The sequence below is a fragment of the Serratia sp. CY32780 genome (assembly GCF_052169135.1).
Taxonomy (GTDB): Bacteria; Pseudomonadota; Gammaproteobacteria; order Enterobacterales; family Enterobacteriaceae; genus Serratia; species Serratia sarumanii.
The window spans coordinates 222,042-236,738 of the sequence record NZ_JBJNLI010000003.1; the positions used below are offsets into that span (position 1 = coordinate 222,042).

At 54.1% G+C, this 14,697-nt stretch carries 13 protein-coding genes and 1 tRNA gene; 11 read left to right on the forward strand and 3 right to left on the reverse strand.

Features of this window, described 5'->3' with window-relative positions:
• Positions 1–49: 49 nt before the first annotated feature.
• Positions 50–826 carry a transcriptional regulator gene (locus ACJ8HH_RS17300; protein ID WP_050438976.1) on the reverse strand — a complete coding sequence of 259 codons (777 nt, stop codon included), beginning with the start codon at positions 824–826 and terminating at the stop codon, positions 50–52.
• Between the two features lie 508 nt (positions 827–1,334).
• Here ACJ8HH_RS17300 and ACJ8HH_RS17305 point away from each other — a divergent pair.
• The 10 genes from ACJ8HH_RS17305 (at position 1,335) to ACJ8HH_RS17350 (ending at position 9,781) form a co-directional block, all read left to right on the forward strand.
• Positions 1,335–1,883 carry a fimbrial protein gene (locus ACJ8HH_RS17305; protein WP_033649096.1) on the forward strand — a complete coding sequence of 183 codons (549 nt, stop codon included), beginning with the start codon at positions 1,335–1,337 and terminating at the stop codon, positions 1,881–1,883.
• A 91-nt stretch (positions 1,884–1,974) separates the two neighbouring features.
• A complete protein-coding gene (locus tag ACJ8HH_RS17310) occupies positions 1,975–2,517 on the forward strand; it encodes a fimbrial protein (protein ID WP_060426735.1) in 543 nt (180 codons plus the stop codon).
• 47 nt (positions 2,518–2,564) lie between these two features.
• Complete coding sequence (locus tag ACJ8HH_RS17315) at positions 2,565–5,108, forward strand: outer membrane usher protein (protein ID WP_060426733.1); 2,544 nt, start codon at positions 2,565–2,567, stop codon at positions 5,106–5,108.
• On the forward strand, positions 5,098–6,009 hold the full coding sequence (locus tag ACJ8HH_RS17320; RefSeq protein WP_154641088.1) for a hypothetical protein: 912 nt from the start codon (positions 5,098–5,100) through the stop codon (positions 6,007–6,009). The genes ACJ8HH_RS17315 and ACJ8HH_RS17320 overlap by 11 nt, the downstream gene beginning before the upstream one ends.
• An 86-nt stretch (positions 6,010–6,095) precedes the next feature.
• On the forward strand, positions 6,096–6,848 hold the full coding sequence (locus tag ACJ8HH_RS17325) for a fimbria/pilus periplasmic chaperone (protein WP_060419744.1): 753 nt from the start codon (positions 6,096–6,098) through the stop codon (positions 6,846–6,848).
• 34 nt (positions 6,849–6,882) lie between these two features.
• Complete coding sequence (locus ACJ8HH_RS17330) at positions 6,883–7,539, forward strand: fimbrial protein (RefSeq protein WP_060419739.1); 657 nt, start codon at positions 6,883–6,885, stop codon at positions 7,537–7,539.
• Positions 7,540–7,555: 16 nt separating this feature from the next.
• Complete coding sequence (locus ACJ8HH_RS17335; RefSeq protein ID WP_072268998.1) at positions 7,556–8,050, forward strand: fimbrial protein; 495 nt, start codon at positions 7,556–7,558, stop codon at positions 8,048–8,050.
• Positions 8,051–8,147: 97 nt separating this feature from the next.
• A complete protein-coding gene (locus ACJ8HH_RS17340; protein WP_223182023.1) occupies positions 8,148–8,558 on the forward strand; it encodes a fimbrial protein in 411 nt (136 codons plus the stop codon).
• 9 nt (positions 8,559–8,567) lie between these two features.
• On the forward strand, positions 8,568–9,098 hold the full coding sequence (locus ACJ8HH_RS17345) for a fimbrial protein (RefSeq protein ID WP_060419733.1): 531 nt from the start codon (positions 8,568–8,570) through the stop codon (positions 9,096–9,098).
• Positions 9,099–9,241: 143 nt separating this feature from the next.
• Positions 9,242–9,781, forward strand: a complete 540-nt coding sequence (locus ACJ8HH_RS17350) for a LuxR C-terminal-related transcriptional regulator (RefSeq protein ID WP_060419728.1) — start codon at positions 9,242–9,244, stop codon at positions 9,779–9,781.
• An 837-nt stretch (positions 9,782–10,618) separates the two neighbouring features.
• Here the strand turns inward: ACJ8HH_RS17350 and ACJ8HH_RS17355 are convergent.
• Positions 10,619–10,694: transfer RNA gene (locus ACJ8HH_RS17355), tRNA-Phe, on the reverse strand.
• A gap of 704 nt (positions 10,695–11,398) precedes the next feature.
• Here ACJ8HH_RS17355 and speF point away from each other — a divergent pair.
• The gene (speF, locus tag ACJ8HH_RS17360; protein WP_060419830.1) at positions 11,399–13,564 is read left to right on the forward strand and encodes an ornithine decarboxylase SpeF; all 2,166 of its coding nucleotides are present in this window, start codon (positions 11,399–11,401) and stop codon (positions 13,562–13,564) included.
• Positions 13,565–13,614: 50 nt separating this feature from the next.
• On the opposite strand, the gene mltC is transcribed toward speF, so the two are convergent.
• A complete protein-coding gene (gene mltC, locus ACJ8HH_RS17365; RefSeq protein ID WP_033649581.1) occupies positions 13,615–14,691 on the reverse strand; it encodes a membrane-bound lytic murein transglycosylase MltC in 1,077 nt (358 codons plus the stop codon).
• Positions 14,692–14,697 lie beyond the last annotated feature (6 nt).

A 14,697-nucleotide genomic window follows, 5' to 3' on the forward strand; every position in this document is an offset into this window, starting at 1 on the left:
CGGACATCTTGCTGTTTTTGTATCACTGGTAGTGAAAAACGTTACTCAATTATGGAATATAAACCACTTCGCAAGGTTGGCGGCCTGCATTTTCTCGGCAGGATACGAGCATTTTCTCTTCAAACTGCCTGTTATCCTGCGTGATTTTGTTATAGTAATAAACTTTAGTCTTTTTCTGGCAATTGACATAGGCCTTTACCATGTCGGTTACCGTTTCCTTCTCTGAGTAATCCCACCCCATGTTGTATATTTGGCAACCCGCGAACTGAGTGCCGCTGAATAGGTTGTTACGCACGGAGTACTGATGGCTGGCCATGATCAATGCAGCGATGCTGATGAATAGGATGAGATTAACCCATTTATTCCAACTCTGAAACTGCCGCCAGGCCGATAATAGTTTTCCGCTACCACGCCCTCTGGGGGCGGCTTGCCCCGGCGGTTGCGTGGGAACAGCGGTTTCCTCCATTATGTTTTGTTCTTTTTCAGGTTCGGCAGTGGCATGTCGGCTAATTTTTTTTGCAACGAACTTAAAGCCTTGCCGAGGGTAAGTGATTATCAACTCCGTCTCGCCAAGTTGCGCCAGATGGCGACGCAATAGTGAGATATAGTTATTCAAGTTGCTGTTTGTTCCTTTTAGTCCTCGTTCTTCCCAGACCTCTTCAAGTAATTGTTGACGCTTAATCAACATTTCATTGTTCCTGACGAAAATAGAAAGCAAACGGCAAGCCGCGGCCGCTAGCGGCTGCATATTGTGCGGGGCATTGACGCTCTCCAGGGTTCCTTCGTATTCATTGAACTTAACCCTTCCGTTTATAATGAAAATCATAGGAATCCTCTCATTTTTTGTTTCGGGAAGGGATTTTGCGCTGAGAGGTTATATTTTTCAATAACCCTGATTCTCTGTGTTTTCCAATAATATTGATATCTGTCACTAAGTGATAATTTATCCATAATGAATTTTTTATGAAGATCTAACTATTGAACTAAAAGATGTCATTTTTAGACTATATGTGTAATTTAATGGTATTTATTGGGTTTTAATCTCGTATTTATCGTGTTTGATGAAATAATATTTCAAGATTGCGGCAGGGGCGCTAAAGTGGCTTCACCCCGGCGATGGAGGATTTCATCGGTTGGGAAAACAGAATGGGTAATTGGTTTATTTCTTGAATAGTATGTGGCTGACCTATTAACCATGGTTATCCACTACATCAGTAATAGCCGCGTGAAAAGGCGGCTTGGTTTTTTAAAGCATCAGGCCAGGCCGTTGATACACATTACTCATTGTTAAGAAAATACCTTATGTATTAATACGATTAAGGATAATTGGTTATATGAAACTGAATAAAATCATGCTGGCTGCCGTCATGGCGTTTGGTGTTTCTTCTGTGGCTCATGCTGCGGTTAAAGATCAAGGGCACGGTAAAGTGACCTTCAGCGGCTCTATTATCGATGCGCCTTGCTCTATCGCGCCTGAGTCAATCGATCAGACCGTTGAGCTGGGCGCCATCTCCAACGTGGCGCTGAAAAACGGCGGTAAATCCACGCCGCGTAACTTCCAGATCAAGCTGGAAAACTGCGAGCTGACCACCGTCGAGCCAGGCAAAAACAACACTGTTTCGCTGACTTTCTCAGGTTCAGCGTCGGAAGCGGACAGCAAGCTGCTGGGCATCACCGGTACCGCTAAAGGGGCTGGCATCGCCATCACCGACGGCGCCGGCACTAACATCGAACTGGGCAAGGCTTCTAAAGCACGTGATCTGCAGAACGGCGCCAACACCCTGAGTTTCTCCGCTTACCTGCAGGGCAGCAGCGCGTCCAATGCGACGATCGTTCCGGGTGAATTCCAGTCTGTTGCCGACTTTACCCTGGCTTACCAGTAATTCGTTAGCCTAACGAAATACGCATGATTATTGGCATGTGGGGCAACCCGCATGCCATTTATAGGGAATCGTTATTTCACGGGAAGAGATAATGAAGCATCAGATAACAAAGTTAGGGGCGTTTTGCCTATTGTCGGTGCCGTTGTTCTTTGTGTCGCAGGCTATTGCTGCTTCACAGGGCGAGGGGCGCGTCAATATGCAAGGGGCCATTAATGATGCAGCTTGTGCGATCGCTATGGAAAGCCGTGAACAGATTATCGATATGGAGGTTATTCCTGTCTCCGATATTGCTCGCGATGGGCAGGGGAAAAACGTCTCTTTCAGTATCAAGTTAGTGAATTGCATCTTGGAGAGAGCAGATAAAAAGTTACCGGGTTGGAAGCAATTTCAGGTGACTTTTGATGGCCATGCCGATGGCGAGATGTTTGGCATTCACGGAGAAGCCTCCGGTGTGGCGTTAAAAATAAGCGATGATGACGGCAATATCGCCAGGCCGGGCATGCCGTTGCCGTTAATGAATATTCCTCTGGGGAGTTATCGGTTGAATTACGTCATAAACCTCATGGCGAATCGTCAACCATTAACGGCGGGAAGTTATTTTTCATCGGTTAGATTCAAAATGGATTATTACTGAATCGATCGTCTATTTCCAGGGAAGTTAAAAGATAGAAGGTTTGGAACATGATGTTTTTGCCTGCCGGAAAGTCATTTCGTTTATCTATTTTGAGTGCCTGGGTGGCGTTGTGCTGCTTTGGTTTCACTTCTGCTGCCGGCGCTCAGGAGGAAATCCAGTTCAATATTGATGTACTGGACGTGAACGATCGCAAAAACATCGATCTGAGCCAGTTCGCTCGCAGCGGCTACATTATGCCGGGCACTTACGGTATGGCGGTGCACGTCAATAAAAGTGATTTGCCGGAACAGCAAATCGCTTTCTATGCGCCGGATGATGATCCTAACGGCAGCCGCGCCTGCGTTTCGCGTTCTTTAGTGGAGCAGTTGGGGCTGAAAACGGCGCTGTACCGAGACTTGAGTTGGTGGCATCAGGGGGAGTGCCTGGATGAGGCCAGCTTGAAAGGCTTGGAAGTGCGCGGTGACCTGGCCACTTCGTCACTTTATCTCAGCATTCCGCAGGCCTATCTGGACTATGTTTCGGAGGATTGGGATCCGCCGTCGCGCTGGGATGAAGGCATTCCGGGGCTGTTGCTTGATTACAACCTCAATGCGCAAACCCAGCATCAGATACAGGCGGGTACGCGTGGCTATAGCATGAGCGGCAACGGTACTGCGGGGGCTAACCTGGGTGCCTGGCGGTTGCGGGCAGATTGGCAGGCGCAGCTAAATCACCAGACCGGGTCGGGGCAACCGACTGACAAGCGTTTGGATTGGAGCCGTTACTATGCTTATCGGGCCGTGCCGGCGTTGCGATCAAAGCTAACGCTTGGTGAAGGGTATCTTGATTCCGGGCTGTTCGACAGCTTCCGCTTCGGCGGCCTGAGCCTGCGCTCTGACGACAACATGTTGCCGCCTAACCTGCGTGGTTATGCGCCGGAGGTGACGGGAGTCGCGAAGAGCAATGCCAAAGTGATTATCAGCCAACAGGGGCGGGTGTTATACGAGACCACGGTCGCGGCGGGGCCGTTCCGCATCCAGGATCTGAATGATGCGGTGTCCGGCGATTTGGACGTACGGGTGGAAGAGCAAGACGGCAGCGTGCAGGCGTTCACGATGAGCACCGCCAGCATTCCGTATCTGACGCGGCCGGGATCGCTGCGCTACAAGCTGGCTTTGGGTAAACCCTCCGATCTCGATCACCGCTATCGCGGGCCGCTGTTCGGCACCGGTGAGTTTTCCTGGGGGGTGAGCAACGGCTGGTCGCTGTACGGCGGCGGGTTGTTCGGGGGGGATTATAACGCTGCGGCGCTGGGCATCGGCCGCGATCTGATGCTGCTGGGGGCGCTGTCGTTCGACGCCACCCAGTCGCGCGCCAGGTTGCCGTATAACGGCGAAACGCTGGGCGGCGGTTCATACCGCCTCAGCTATTCGAAGAGTTTCGATGAGCTGGACAGCCAGGTGACCTTTGCCGGTTACCGCTTCTCGGAACAGAATTTTATGAGCATGAGTGAATATCTGGATGCGCGCGAGTACGGCAGGCGTTTCGGCAACAGCAAGGAGATGTACACCATTACCTATAACCAACAGCTGCGGGACCTGGGGGTGAGCGCTTATCTCAACTACAGCCATCAGACTTATTGGGATAAACCGGCCAACGATCGTTATAACCTGACGCTGTCGCGCTATTTCGACGTCGGTCGCTTCAAAAATCTGGCGCTGTCGCTGTCGGCGTATCGTAACCGTTACAACGAGCGCAACGACGACGGCATGTATCTGTCGCTGTCGCTGCCGTGGGGCAACGGCGCCACGTTAAGCTACAACGCGACGCTCAGCCGCAATGACAACACTCATCGGGCAAGCTATTACGATCGCCTCGACGGCCGCAGCAACTATCAGCTCAGCGCCGGCGCTTCGCGCAGCGGCGCCAACCTGAGCGGTTATTTCAACCGCGACGGCGATATGGCGCGGGTAACCGCTAACGCCGGCTATCAGCAGGACAGATACAGCGCTTTCGGCCTGTCGGCACAGGGGGGCATAACGCTGACCGCAGAAGGCGGAGCGTTGCACCGCAGCAACCTGCCGGGCGGCACCCGCTTGCTGCTGGATACCGAAGGAGTGGGCGGGGTGCCGGTGCGCGGCTATGGCAGCGTTGCAGAGACCAACCGCTGGGGGAAAGCGGTGGTGGCGGATGTCAACAGCTACTACCGCAACAAGGCCAGCATCGATCTGGACGAGCTGGGCGATAGCGCCGAGGCGATCAAATCGGTGGTGCAGGCGACGCTGACCGAAGGCGCCATCGGCTACCGCAAGTTTGAAGTGATTGCCGGGGAGAAAGCGATGGCGGTGATCAAGTTGGCGGATGGCAGCGAGCCGCCGTTCGGCGCCACGGTGCGGAACGCGCGGAAACAGGAAACCGGCATCGTCAACGACGGCGGCAGCGTGTATCTGAGCGGTATCAAAGCCGGAGAAAATATGACCGTGCACTGGGGGGGCACAGCACAGTGCGAAGTGCAAATGCCGATGTTATTGCCACCAGAAATGCTGGTGAATAATTTACTGCTTCCTTGCCGGGTATTAGCGGGAGCGGATGAATTGAAAAATGGAGCGTAAATTGAAAAAGCTAATTGCCCTTATATTGGCTTTACCCATCTGTTTTTATAGCACAATGGTACAAGCAACATACGTAGAGGGATGGTTCTCCGATTGGCGCTGGCTTGATCCGCCTAGAAACAATCCTTATCCGAGGTTAGGTGAATTAGATTTTAATTTTACTACGGTTGTTTTTCAGGCTGGCGACAAGGCATTTGGTGATATTAATAAGGAAGGTAAGTTAGACTGTTTCGGTTTTTGTCGACTTCAGTTTCACACCTACAATGCATTTGGTAATCATGTACAGACTAAAGGTATTACCTTTGAATATGGACGAGGCATGTTTAGTGTTGACGAGGCAAATGCAGTGATGAGAAATATTTTGCCCTTAGCGGAAACAGTTCAATTTAGCCGCCGGGAGGAGCGTCATCCGTACTGTTTAGAATTACGACTAGTAACGGGGTGGACCTCTTACCTATTAGGTTCCGACTGCACTGGTTTATTGCCGCCTCTGCCGCCAATTACGCCGCGCCCACCGGAGCCGCTTTCTTGCGCGGTGACATGGCAAAGCAGCGGCGAGATTGATTTTGGCGTGATGACGCAGGGTGAAAACAAAGTGAAGGGCATTGCCGCCAAACTGGCCTGCCAGGGCGGGACTTCAGGAAAAGCCCGCCTCAGATTTACCGATGTCAATCAGGTGGGGGCAAATACGGTAACGCTGCGTAAGAGCGGCACGAGTGATCAAATAAAAGCGAAGCTGTCGATTGGCGATCCAAATTCGTCTAATGAGCAGGTGATTGACGTCTCGCCAGGTTTTAATGCGACCTATGCCTTTGTAGCCAAATTGGACGGCGCGCAGCTGAGCGGTATTGACGGCGGCACTTTTTCAGGCAATGCGCTGATTGTGTTTGAAGTCATTTAGCAGTTTTAAATTTTATGCCGTTATTTAATTCGGTGGCTGAGGTATTTATTGAGCTGCCGGGAGGAAGGTTATTTATGAATATATCTATGCAATATAATGTCGCGCGAGCCGTACCGGCAATAGCATTAATTGGCAGTGTCTTTTTGTCGATGTCGTCACAGGCGGCCATTGCCTTGGATCGCACCCGCGTTATTTTCGATGGCGGCCTGCAGTCGGTGAGCCTGAGCGTTAGCAACCAGAATAAGCAGCTGCCTTATTTAGCGCAGGGCTGGCTGGAAGACGAGCAGGGCAACAAGATTCAAAGCCCGTTGACGGTGCTGCCGCCGGTGCAGCGTATTGAGCCGGGTAAACCAAGCCAGGTGAAGATCCAGGCGTTGCCGGCGGCCAAACAGCTGCCGCAGGACAGGGAAACGCTGTACTACTTTAACCTGCGTGAGATCCCGCCGAAGAGCAACAAGCCGAACTCGCTGCAGATCGCGCTGCAGACGCGCATCAAGCTGTTTTATCGCCCGGCGGCGATAGCGCCGGAACGCAACGCTGCGCCGTGGCAGGAGCAATTAACGCTGACCAGGCAAGGCGATAAATACATAGTCAATAACCCGACGCCGTATTACGTCACCCTTATCGATGCGGCCAGCCGTAAAGGCGCTGCGGGCGCGCAAAACTTCGAACCGTTTATGGTGCCGCCGAAGGGCAGCGCGCCATTGTCGGTGAACGCCGCTACCCTGGGCGGTAATCCAGTGCTGACCTATATCAATGACTATGGCGGCCGGCCGCAGCTGGCGTTCAATTGTCAGGCGGACAAATGCAGCGTCGTACCGGAGAAGAAAAGCTCGTGAGATAACCGGCGGCCGCAGTTAAAGGAGAAAACGAATGGCACGTAGGCATGCAATACCGGAAATCTGGCGCTATGGGGTGAACGGATGGCGTTACGGATTGACGTTGGCGGGGCTGGCGCTGATGGCGCCGCTCAGCGTGGCGATGATGCTGTGGCTGCTGCCTGCAACACGGGCGGCGGATAACTGGCAGGTGGAGGGTTCCAATGGCGTGCTGCATATCAGGGGGGCGCTGGCCGAGAGTGCTTGCCGGTTGGAGATGGCTTCTGCTCGCCAGGATATATGGCTGGGAGAAATGGCGACCGGAAGGCTTGAACAGGTGGGGGCTCGTGGTACGCCGGTGGCGGTTGAGTTGCGCCTGCGCGATTGCTTGCGTATTCGGTCGGCCAGCCGGGATGAGCGTACGGGTGCTTTAAGCTGGGCACCGGATCAACCGGCGGTCAGAGTGAGCTTCAGCGCGCGGGCCGATCGGGATAACCCGCAGCTGATAAAAGCGCAGGGGGTGAGCGGCATGGGATTGCGAATGCTGGATGAGCACGGCCGCAACGTGCGCTTGGGCAGCCGAGGTGAGCCGCTGTGGCTGACGCCGGGGAGCAATGCGCTGGCTTACTGGATTATGGCTGAGCGTACCGCGCAGCCTCTGGTGGCGGGCAGCTATCGTGCCGTGGTGGATTTTCATCTGAGCTATGACTGAGGGGTAACGGGTGAAAATGGTAACCAGAGTACGACAAACCGCTGCGGCGTTGCTTCTGTGCGGCAGTAGCGTAATGGCCTCCGCACAGGCGGCGACAGTGAAAGTCAGTGTGACGGTGATGCAGCCTTTGCCCTGCACCATCAACGGCGGACGGCCGATTGAGGTGGATTTTGGCGATGAGGTGATGACAACACGCATTAACGGTAACTTTTACCGTATGCCGATAGATTTTTCGTTCACCTGTAATAATCCCTATAAAAACGCCATGCGGTTGCAGGTGCAGGGCGGCACCGCCAATTTCGGCCAGGGGCTGCTCGGCACCAGTCGGGATGGTTTGGCTATCCTCATCTTGCAAAGGCAAGGTGGGGATCAACTGCCGCTGAATTCCTGGCACAATTTTTCCTATCCCAATCCGGTTAAATTGGATGCCGTGCCGGTAAAGCGGAGCGGCGTCAATCTGGCGACGGGAGAATTCACCGCATCCGCAACGTTGCGAGTCGACTATCAATAACCCCTGGAGTGAATGTATGAAGCCGTGTTTTGTCTTTCCTGTAGTGTGTTTGGCTCTATGTTTCCAGGGGGCTGCGCTGGCTGCAGAGGAGGTTGCGATGCAATTTCGTGGCGGCTTGATTGCCCCGCCTCCTTGCACGATTAACGCCGGGGCGAAAATAGATGTCGATTTTGGCTCGCGCGTTGGGATCAAAAAAGTGGATGGCGTTAACTACCGCCAGGCGATCGATTACCACCTTGATTGTGAACCGGGGGCGCGCCCCTGGGAGCTAAGGTTAACCCTGAAGGGGAATGGCACCGCGTTTGATGGAGCCGCGCTACAGAGCAATAAAGCAGATCTGGGGATTCGCGTTTATCAAAATGATGAGCCTTTTGTGATTTACAGCTCCATTTCTATCGATCCCAGTAGCCCGCCGCGGCTGGAGGCGGTGCCGGTGAGCAGACCGGGGGCCACGTTGACGGAAGGCGCTTTTTTTGCGACCGCGACTTTGCTGGCTGAATTTTTCTAGGAGCTTGATATGAAAGTTTTTCCGTTTTTTTCTGCAGCAATGGCGTTATTGATTGTTTTCACTCCACACGCCCGGGCAGAGGATAACCTGTATTTTCATGGCGAGCTGGTGGCGGAACCCTGCGTGATCCCGCCTGGCAGTGAAATTGTCCCGCTCGATTTTGGCACCGTGATAGATAAATACCTTTATAGCTATCAACGTACGTTACCCATTCCATTGGCCATTCAGCTGGCGGAGTGCGATCTGAGTCTGGGGCAATCCCTGACGGTAACTTTTGTCGGTAGCGAAAACGGCAGCTTACCAGGCTATTTAGCGTTGGATACCGGCAGCCAGGCCAGAGGCGTTGCAATCGGCTTAGAGAGTATGGAAGGTAAATCGCTGCCGCTGAATAAACGGGGCGAAAAGATCTCACTGGTAAGCGGTAATAATCAGATCCGTCTTCAGGCCTATATTCGAGGTGAGCCGCTTGCTCTACAAAGCAGAACCATTGTTCGTGGGGATTTTAGTGCTGCTGTCACCTTTAACCTGGAATATGAATAGATAGGTATGGGAGGTTTGGTTAAGGAATTGCATTCTGCCATCGCGGTTATTTTACGGTGTAATCCATTTCTTATGCTTTTCCTCTGCCTGGGCCAATAAATTCGGTTGCCGCCAGTCTATCTGCATTGTTTAAGAGGTGAATAATGGAACGAATAAATATCGTTATTGATGATGACAATGCTTATTTCGTGGCGGGATTACGTTTCAGCATTACGGAATATGCGGAAAAAAATCATAAGACGGTAAGTTTTTTGTCGCCTGATGATGGCGTACAGGCTGATATGGTGATAGCAGCATCGATGTGGCGCGCACAACGATGGCGTAAAATGAATCCTTGCGAAGCTGTATCGGCTATCATGACCATTAAAGAAAAAAGAGTAGGGCGCGTTAATGAGAGTGAGAGTGTCCTTTATCGAACCGATAACCGGAGCAGACTATTTGAGTTGTTGGCGAAAAGCTTGGTTAAAAACTCTGCTGAAAAACAGCTTCTCGGTTATGTTCTGACGAGTAGGGAAAAACAGGTGATCGGTTTTCTAAAAAGAGGTTTTGATCAATCACAAACAGCCAAACTCCTAGGGATAAACGTAAAAACGGTACATAGCCATAAACGGTCGGTGATGAAAAAACTGATGCTGAATCGCCAACGAGAATTTATGTATTGGTTAATATCGCAAGATGACTAATCTTTTTTTGAAAATGATGGCTTACTATTTTATCAGTTTTAGAGCTTTCTTTTTCTAACAAAAGGAACTTAAGTGTTTTTTTTGCTTTCTGCAGCAATACTATTTTTATTTAGCCTGTTGTCTTTTTATATGCATATTAAATTAGTCAGGAAAAAACGGCTGATTATTAGCCGTCATAAAATTCCATGGTAGGAGACAACGCGTTAAATTTTAATAAACGGCGAAGCCGGCTTATTCATCTTGGGCACCGGTAAGAAGCGCCGGGGTATTGCTTATTCACACCTGGAAAGGCATTTCCTCGCCGGCGGCCACTTGCTGATTAACCAACAGAATAGGCTAACCAGAGTGTTTTCCGCCTCACAACAACCTTTCTGCCATTGATGATTGCCTGGCTGTAACCGACCCCGATCACTATCGCTTAACGCATGGCGTGCCTGACAAATAATCGAACGCAGTTCGATGGAGAGTCCGTACCCCAGAAAGCGAAAACCCGCCATAGGCGGGTTCTTCTGAATAGGGCGACCGGACTCGGACAACCGGCGCTGGCGCCGCGTTGAACAGCGCTTTAGCGCTGGCCCGCAGGGTGAGGCCTTTGGCCGAATAATCGAACGCAGTTCGATGGAGAGTCCGTACCCCAGAAAGCGAAGAACCCGCCATAGGCGGGTTCTTCTGAATAGGGCGACCGGACTCGGACAACCGGCGCTGGCGCCGCGTTGAACAGCGCTTTAGCGCTGGCCCGCAGGGTGAGGCCTTCAGGCCGAATAATCGAACGCAGTTCGATGGAGAGTCCGTACCCCAGAAAGCGAAAAACCCGCCATAGGCGGGTTCTTCTGAATATGGTGCCCGGACTCGGAATCGAACCAAGGACACGGGGATTTTCAATCCCCTGCTCTACCGACTGAGCTATCCGGGCAACGGGGCGCATTAAACCGTATTGGCCGGATGGCGTCAATCGCTTTCTGTCACAAAGCCGATCGGTTGCTCTATTTTCAGGCAGCGAACCCGGCGGGATGGGGGGCGGGGGGATATCGCCTTTCAATAAATATGCATATAAAACGTGTATTTATACCGATGACACGAGCGTGGGTTCTTATTTTTTAATTAAATAACAATGCATTATGATTTAATCAACGAGCGTTCAATCAAGGTGATTCTTGCTTGAACCCCGCAACGAATCATGCAATCATTGCGCAAATTTTAGCACTCTCCGTTCCCTGACGGTGTTCCCGCTTCTTATAAGCCAGAGGGTTATTGGCATGACTGGTTTTGTTGCTCAAGCGTTGCTGCGCACCAGACATCTGACGCCGCCACCGTTCCGCCGTTGTTTCCTTCGCACGTCATCCGCCCGAATACGCCTGCCGGCCATGCGGTAAAGCCGCCTGATGCTCGCTGTTAGGCATGCGTAAAGCCAGCGCTGCGGCCCTGATTTTACTGATGCCTGTCGGACGCTGCCAAGACCAGTTCCCCCGATAGCCGCCTGATGATCCCCGATCATGAGCCGGTCACGCACGCCGCTTATGCTGCCGTGCCCGGGTATCGCTTTACCGGGATAACCGCGTTATCTCATTACCGTGCCGGTGGCACACCCTCATCCTTCACCGTTTGAGAGTCAGCATGATGAAAGAATTGAAAATCGCGACCAGCGCCAGCCTGGTCGCCACCATTGAGACGCTGCGCCAAATCGTGCGCGTAGAGCAGACGGACTACACCGACGTGGCGGCGGTGGTGGTGTCGGTCGCCGACGTGAACGCCGGCATTCTGGCGCGCTTGCAGGCGACGGGGTTCAACATCCCGACCTTCGTGGCGGTGGAAGGGGACGAGCATCTCTCGCCGGACTATCTGCCGTTCGTCAGTGGGGTCTTCGCGCTGCTGGCCGGCGCCAGCAAGCCGTTCTACATGGCGCAGCTGGAGGCCGCCGCCGACGCCTACGAGCAGGCGCTGCTGCCGCCGTTCTTCAAAACGCTGAAGACCTACGTCGAGATGGAAAATTCGACCTTCGCCTGCCCGGGGCACCAGGGCGGCGAGTTCTTCCGCAAGCACCCGGCAGGCCGGCAGTTCTTCGATTTCTACGGTGAAACCCTGTTCCGTTCCGACATGTGCAACGCCGACGTCAAGCTGGGCGATCTGCTGATCCACGAAGGATCGGCCAAGGATGCGCAAAAGCACGCGGCGCGGGTGTTCAACGCCGATAAAACCTATTTCGTGCTCAACGGCACCTCGGCGGCCAACAAGGTGGTGACCAACGCGCTGCTAACCCGTGGCGATCTGGTGCTGTTCGATCGCAACAACCACAAATCCAACCACCACGGCGCGCTGATCCAGGCCGGCGCCACGCCGGTCTATCTGGAAACCGCCCGCAACCCGTTCGGCTTTATCGGCGGCATCGACGCGCACTGCTTCGACGAACGCTACCTGCGTGAGCAGATCCGCGAAGTGGCGCCGGAGAAGGCGGCGGCGGCGCGGCCGTTCCGGCTGGCGATCATTCAGCTCGGCACCTACGACGGCACGATTTACAACGCTCGCCAGGTGATCGACACCATCGGCCATCTGTGCGACTACATCCTGTTCGACTCCGCCTGGGTGGGTTACGAAGGCTTTATTCCGATGCTGAAAGAGTGCTCGCCGCTGCTGCTGGAGCTGGACGAACACGACCCGGGCATTTTCGTCACCCAGTCGGTGCATAAACAGCAGGCGGGGTTCTCGCAGACCTCGCAGATCCACAAGAAAGACGATCATATCAAAGGGCAAAAGCGCCACTGCAACCACAAGCACCTGAACAACGCGTTCATGCTGCATGCGTCGACCAGCCCGTTCTATCCGCTGTTCGCCGCGCTGGACGTCAACGCCAAGATGCACGCCGGCCCCGCCGGGCGCCGCATGTGGATGGACTGCGTCAAGCTGGGCATCGAGACGCGCAAACAGCTGCTCAAGCGCTGCTCGCAGCTGAAGCCGTTTATTCCGCTGCAGGTGGCGGGCAAAGACTGGCAGGATCACGATACTGACCTTATCGCCAACGACGCGCGCTTCTTCACCTTCGTGCCGGGGGAGACGTGGCACGGCTTCGAAGGCTATGCCCAGGATCAGTATTTGGTCGATCCGTGCAAGCTGCTGCTGACCACGCCAGGGATTGACGCCGCGACCGGCCAATACACCGAGTTCGGCGTGCCTGCCACCATTCTGGCCAACTTCCTGCGCGAGAACGGCATCGTGCCGGAGAAGTGCGATCTCAACTCGATCCTGTTCCTGCTGACCCCGGCGGAGAACCCGGCCAAGATGGAACAGCTGGTGGAGATGCTGGCGCAGTTCGAGCGCTATGTTGCAGAGGACGCGCCGCTGAGCGTGGTGCTGCCGACGGTGTACCGCAAGAACGAACAGCGCTACCGCGGTTACAGCATTCGCCGGCTGTGTCAGGAGATGCACGATCTGTACGTCAGCTTCGACGTCAAACAGCTGCAAAAGGAGATGTTCCGCCAGGATCATTTCCCGCCGGTGGTGATGAACCCGCAGGACGCCAACGTGGAGTTTATCCGCGATAACGTCGAGCTGGTGCCGATCGGCCAGGCGGAAGGGCGCATCGCGGCGGAAGGGGCCTTGCCGTACCCGCCGGGCGTGCTGTGCGTGGTGCCGGGCGAAGTGTGGGGCGGCGCGGTGCAGCGCTATTTCCTGGCGCTGGAAGAGGGCATCAACCGTCTGCCGGGCTTCTCGCCGGAGCTGCAGGGGGTCTACATCGAGAAAAAAGATCACGGCTGGAAGCGCATCTTCGGCTATATGATCAAGCCATAGAAAAAGGGCCGGTTCGCACCGGCCCTTCTCATTTATCCACGCGGTACGCGCTACTTCCTGCGGTAGCTCTTCTGCGCGGTATTCACTTTCACCAGATAGCGGCGCGACTCGGCGGCCGGGTGCTTGGTGGTCAGCGTCTGATACACGTCGCCCGGCTGCATGGCGTTGATGATGCCCACCGCGCGCGTTCTGTCGCTGGAGAACACCCGCAGCACGCTGCCGGCGCCGCCGTTGTAGGCGGTGATCACCGCATAGCGGCGCGAGGTCGGGTTCTGAATGCCGCCCAGGTAGTTGTTCTGCAGGATCGCCAGGTAGGCGGTGCCGGTGTCGATGTTGTTCTCCGGATCGAACAGGTAGCTGCGGCTCGGGGTGCCCCACTTGCCGCGCATCTGGAACACATCCTTGCCGGCGGTATGCTGCATCACCTGCATCAGGCCCAGCGCGTCCGAACCGCTCACCGCATACGGGTTGAAGCTCGATTCGGTCTGCATGATAGCCAGGATCAGCGACTCGTCCACGCCGTATTTTTCCGACGCCTTGCGCACCATCGGCAGGTATTTGTGCGCACGTTTGTCCAGGTGGTTCGGCACCAGCTGGATGGTGACCGAGTAGATCACGTGCAGGCCGGAGGTGCGTTTTTGCAGCTTGGTCTGCAGCAGGTAATCGGCGAAGTGCGCCGCGCGCCATTCCCAGCGGATCGGCGCGCCCTTGTTATCCAGCACCTGGCCGTACAGGAACGGTTCTTTGCTGATCTGGATATCGTTGGCGTCGGAATAGAGATCGATGGACCCCGGATCGTCACCCATCAGCAGCGTGCTGATTATCGCCTGGCGCAGGTGCGCGGCCGGATCGGTGGTGGCGATGGTCTCGATGGTAATGGCGCCGGTGTCGAAGTTGATGTGGCTGCGGGTTTGGTATTGGTCGGTATATTTGACGTAGTCTTTCGGCCCGGCGATCAGAACTTCGTTCAGACCCCAGATGTTCTCGATGTTGTGGGCGAATTGGCCCATCAGAATGTCGAAGCCGTTGGTATCTTTAATCCAGGCTTCGTTGATTTCTTCACTTTTTTTGCCGGAACAGGAGATCAGCAAAGGCGCTATTACGAGCAAAGCTAAAATTTTCTTCATCTTAAA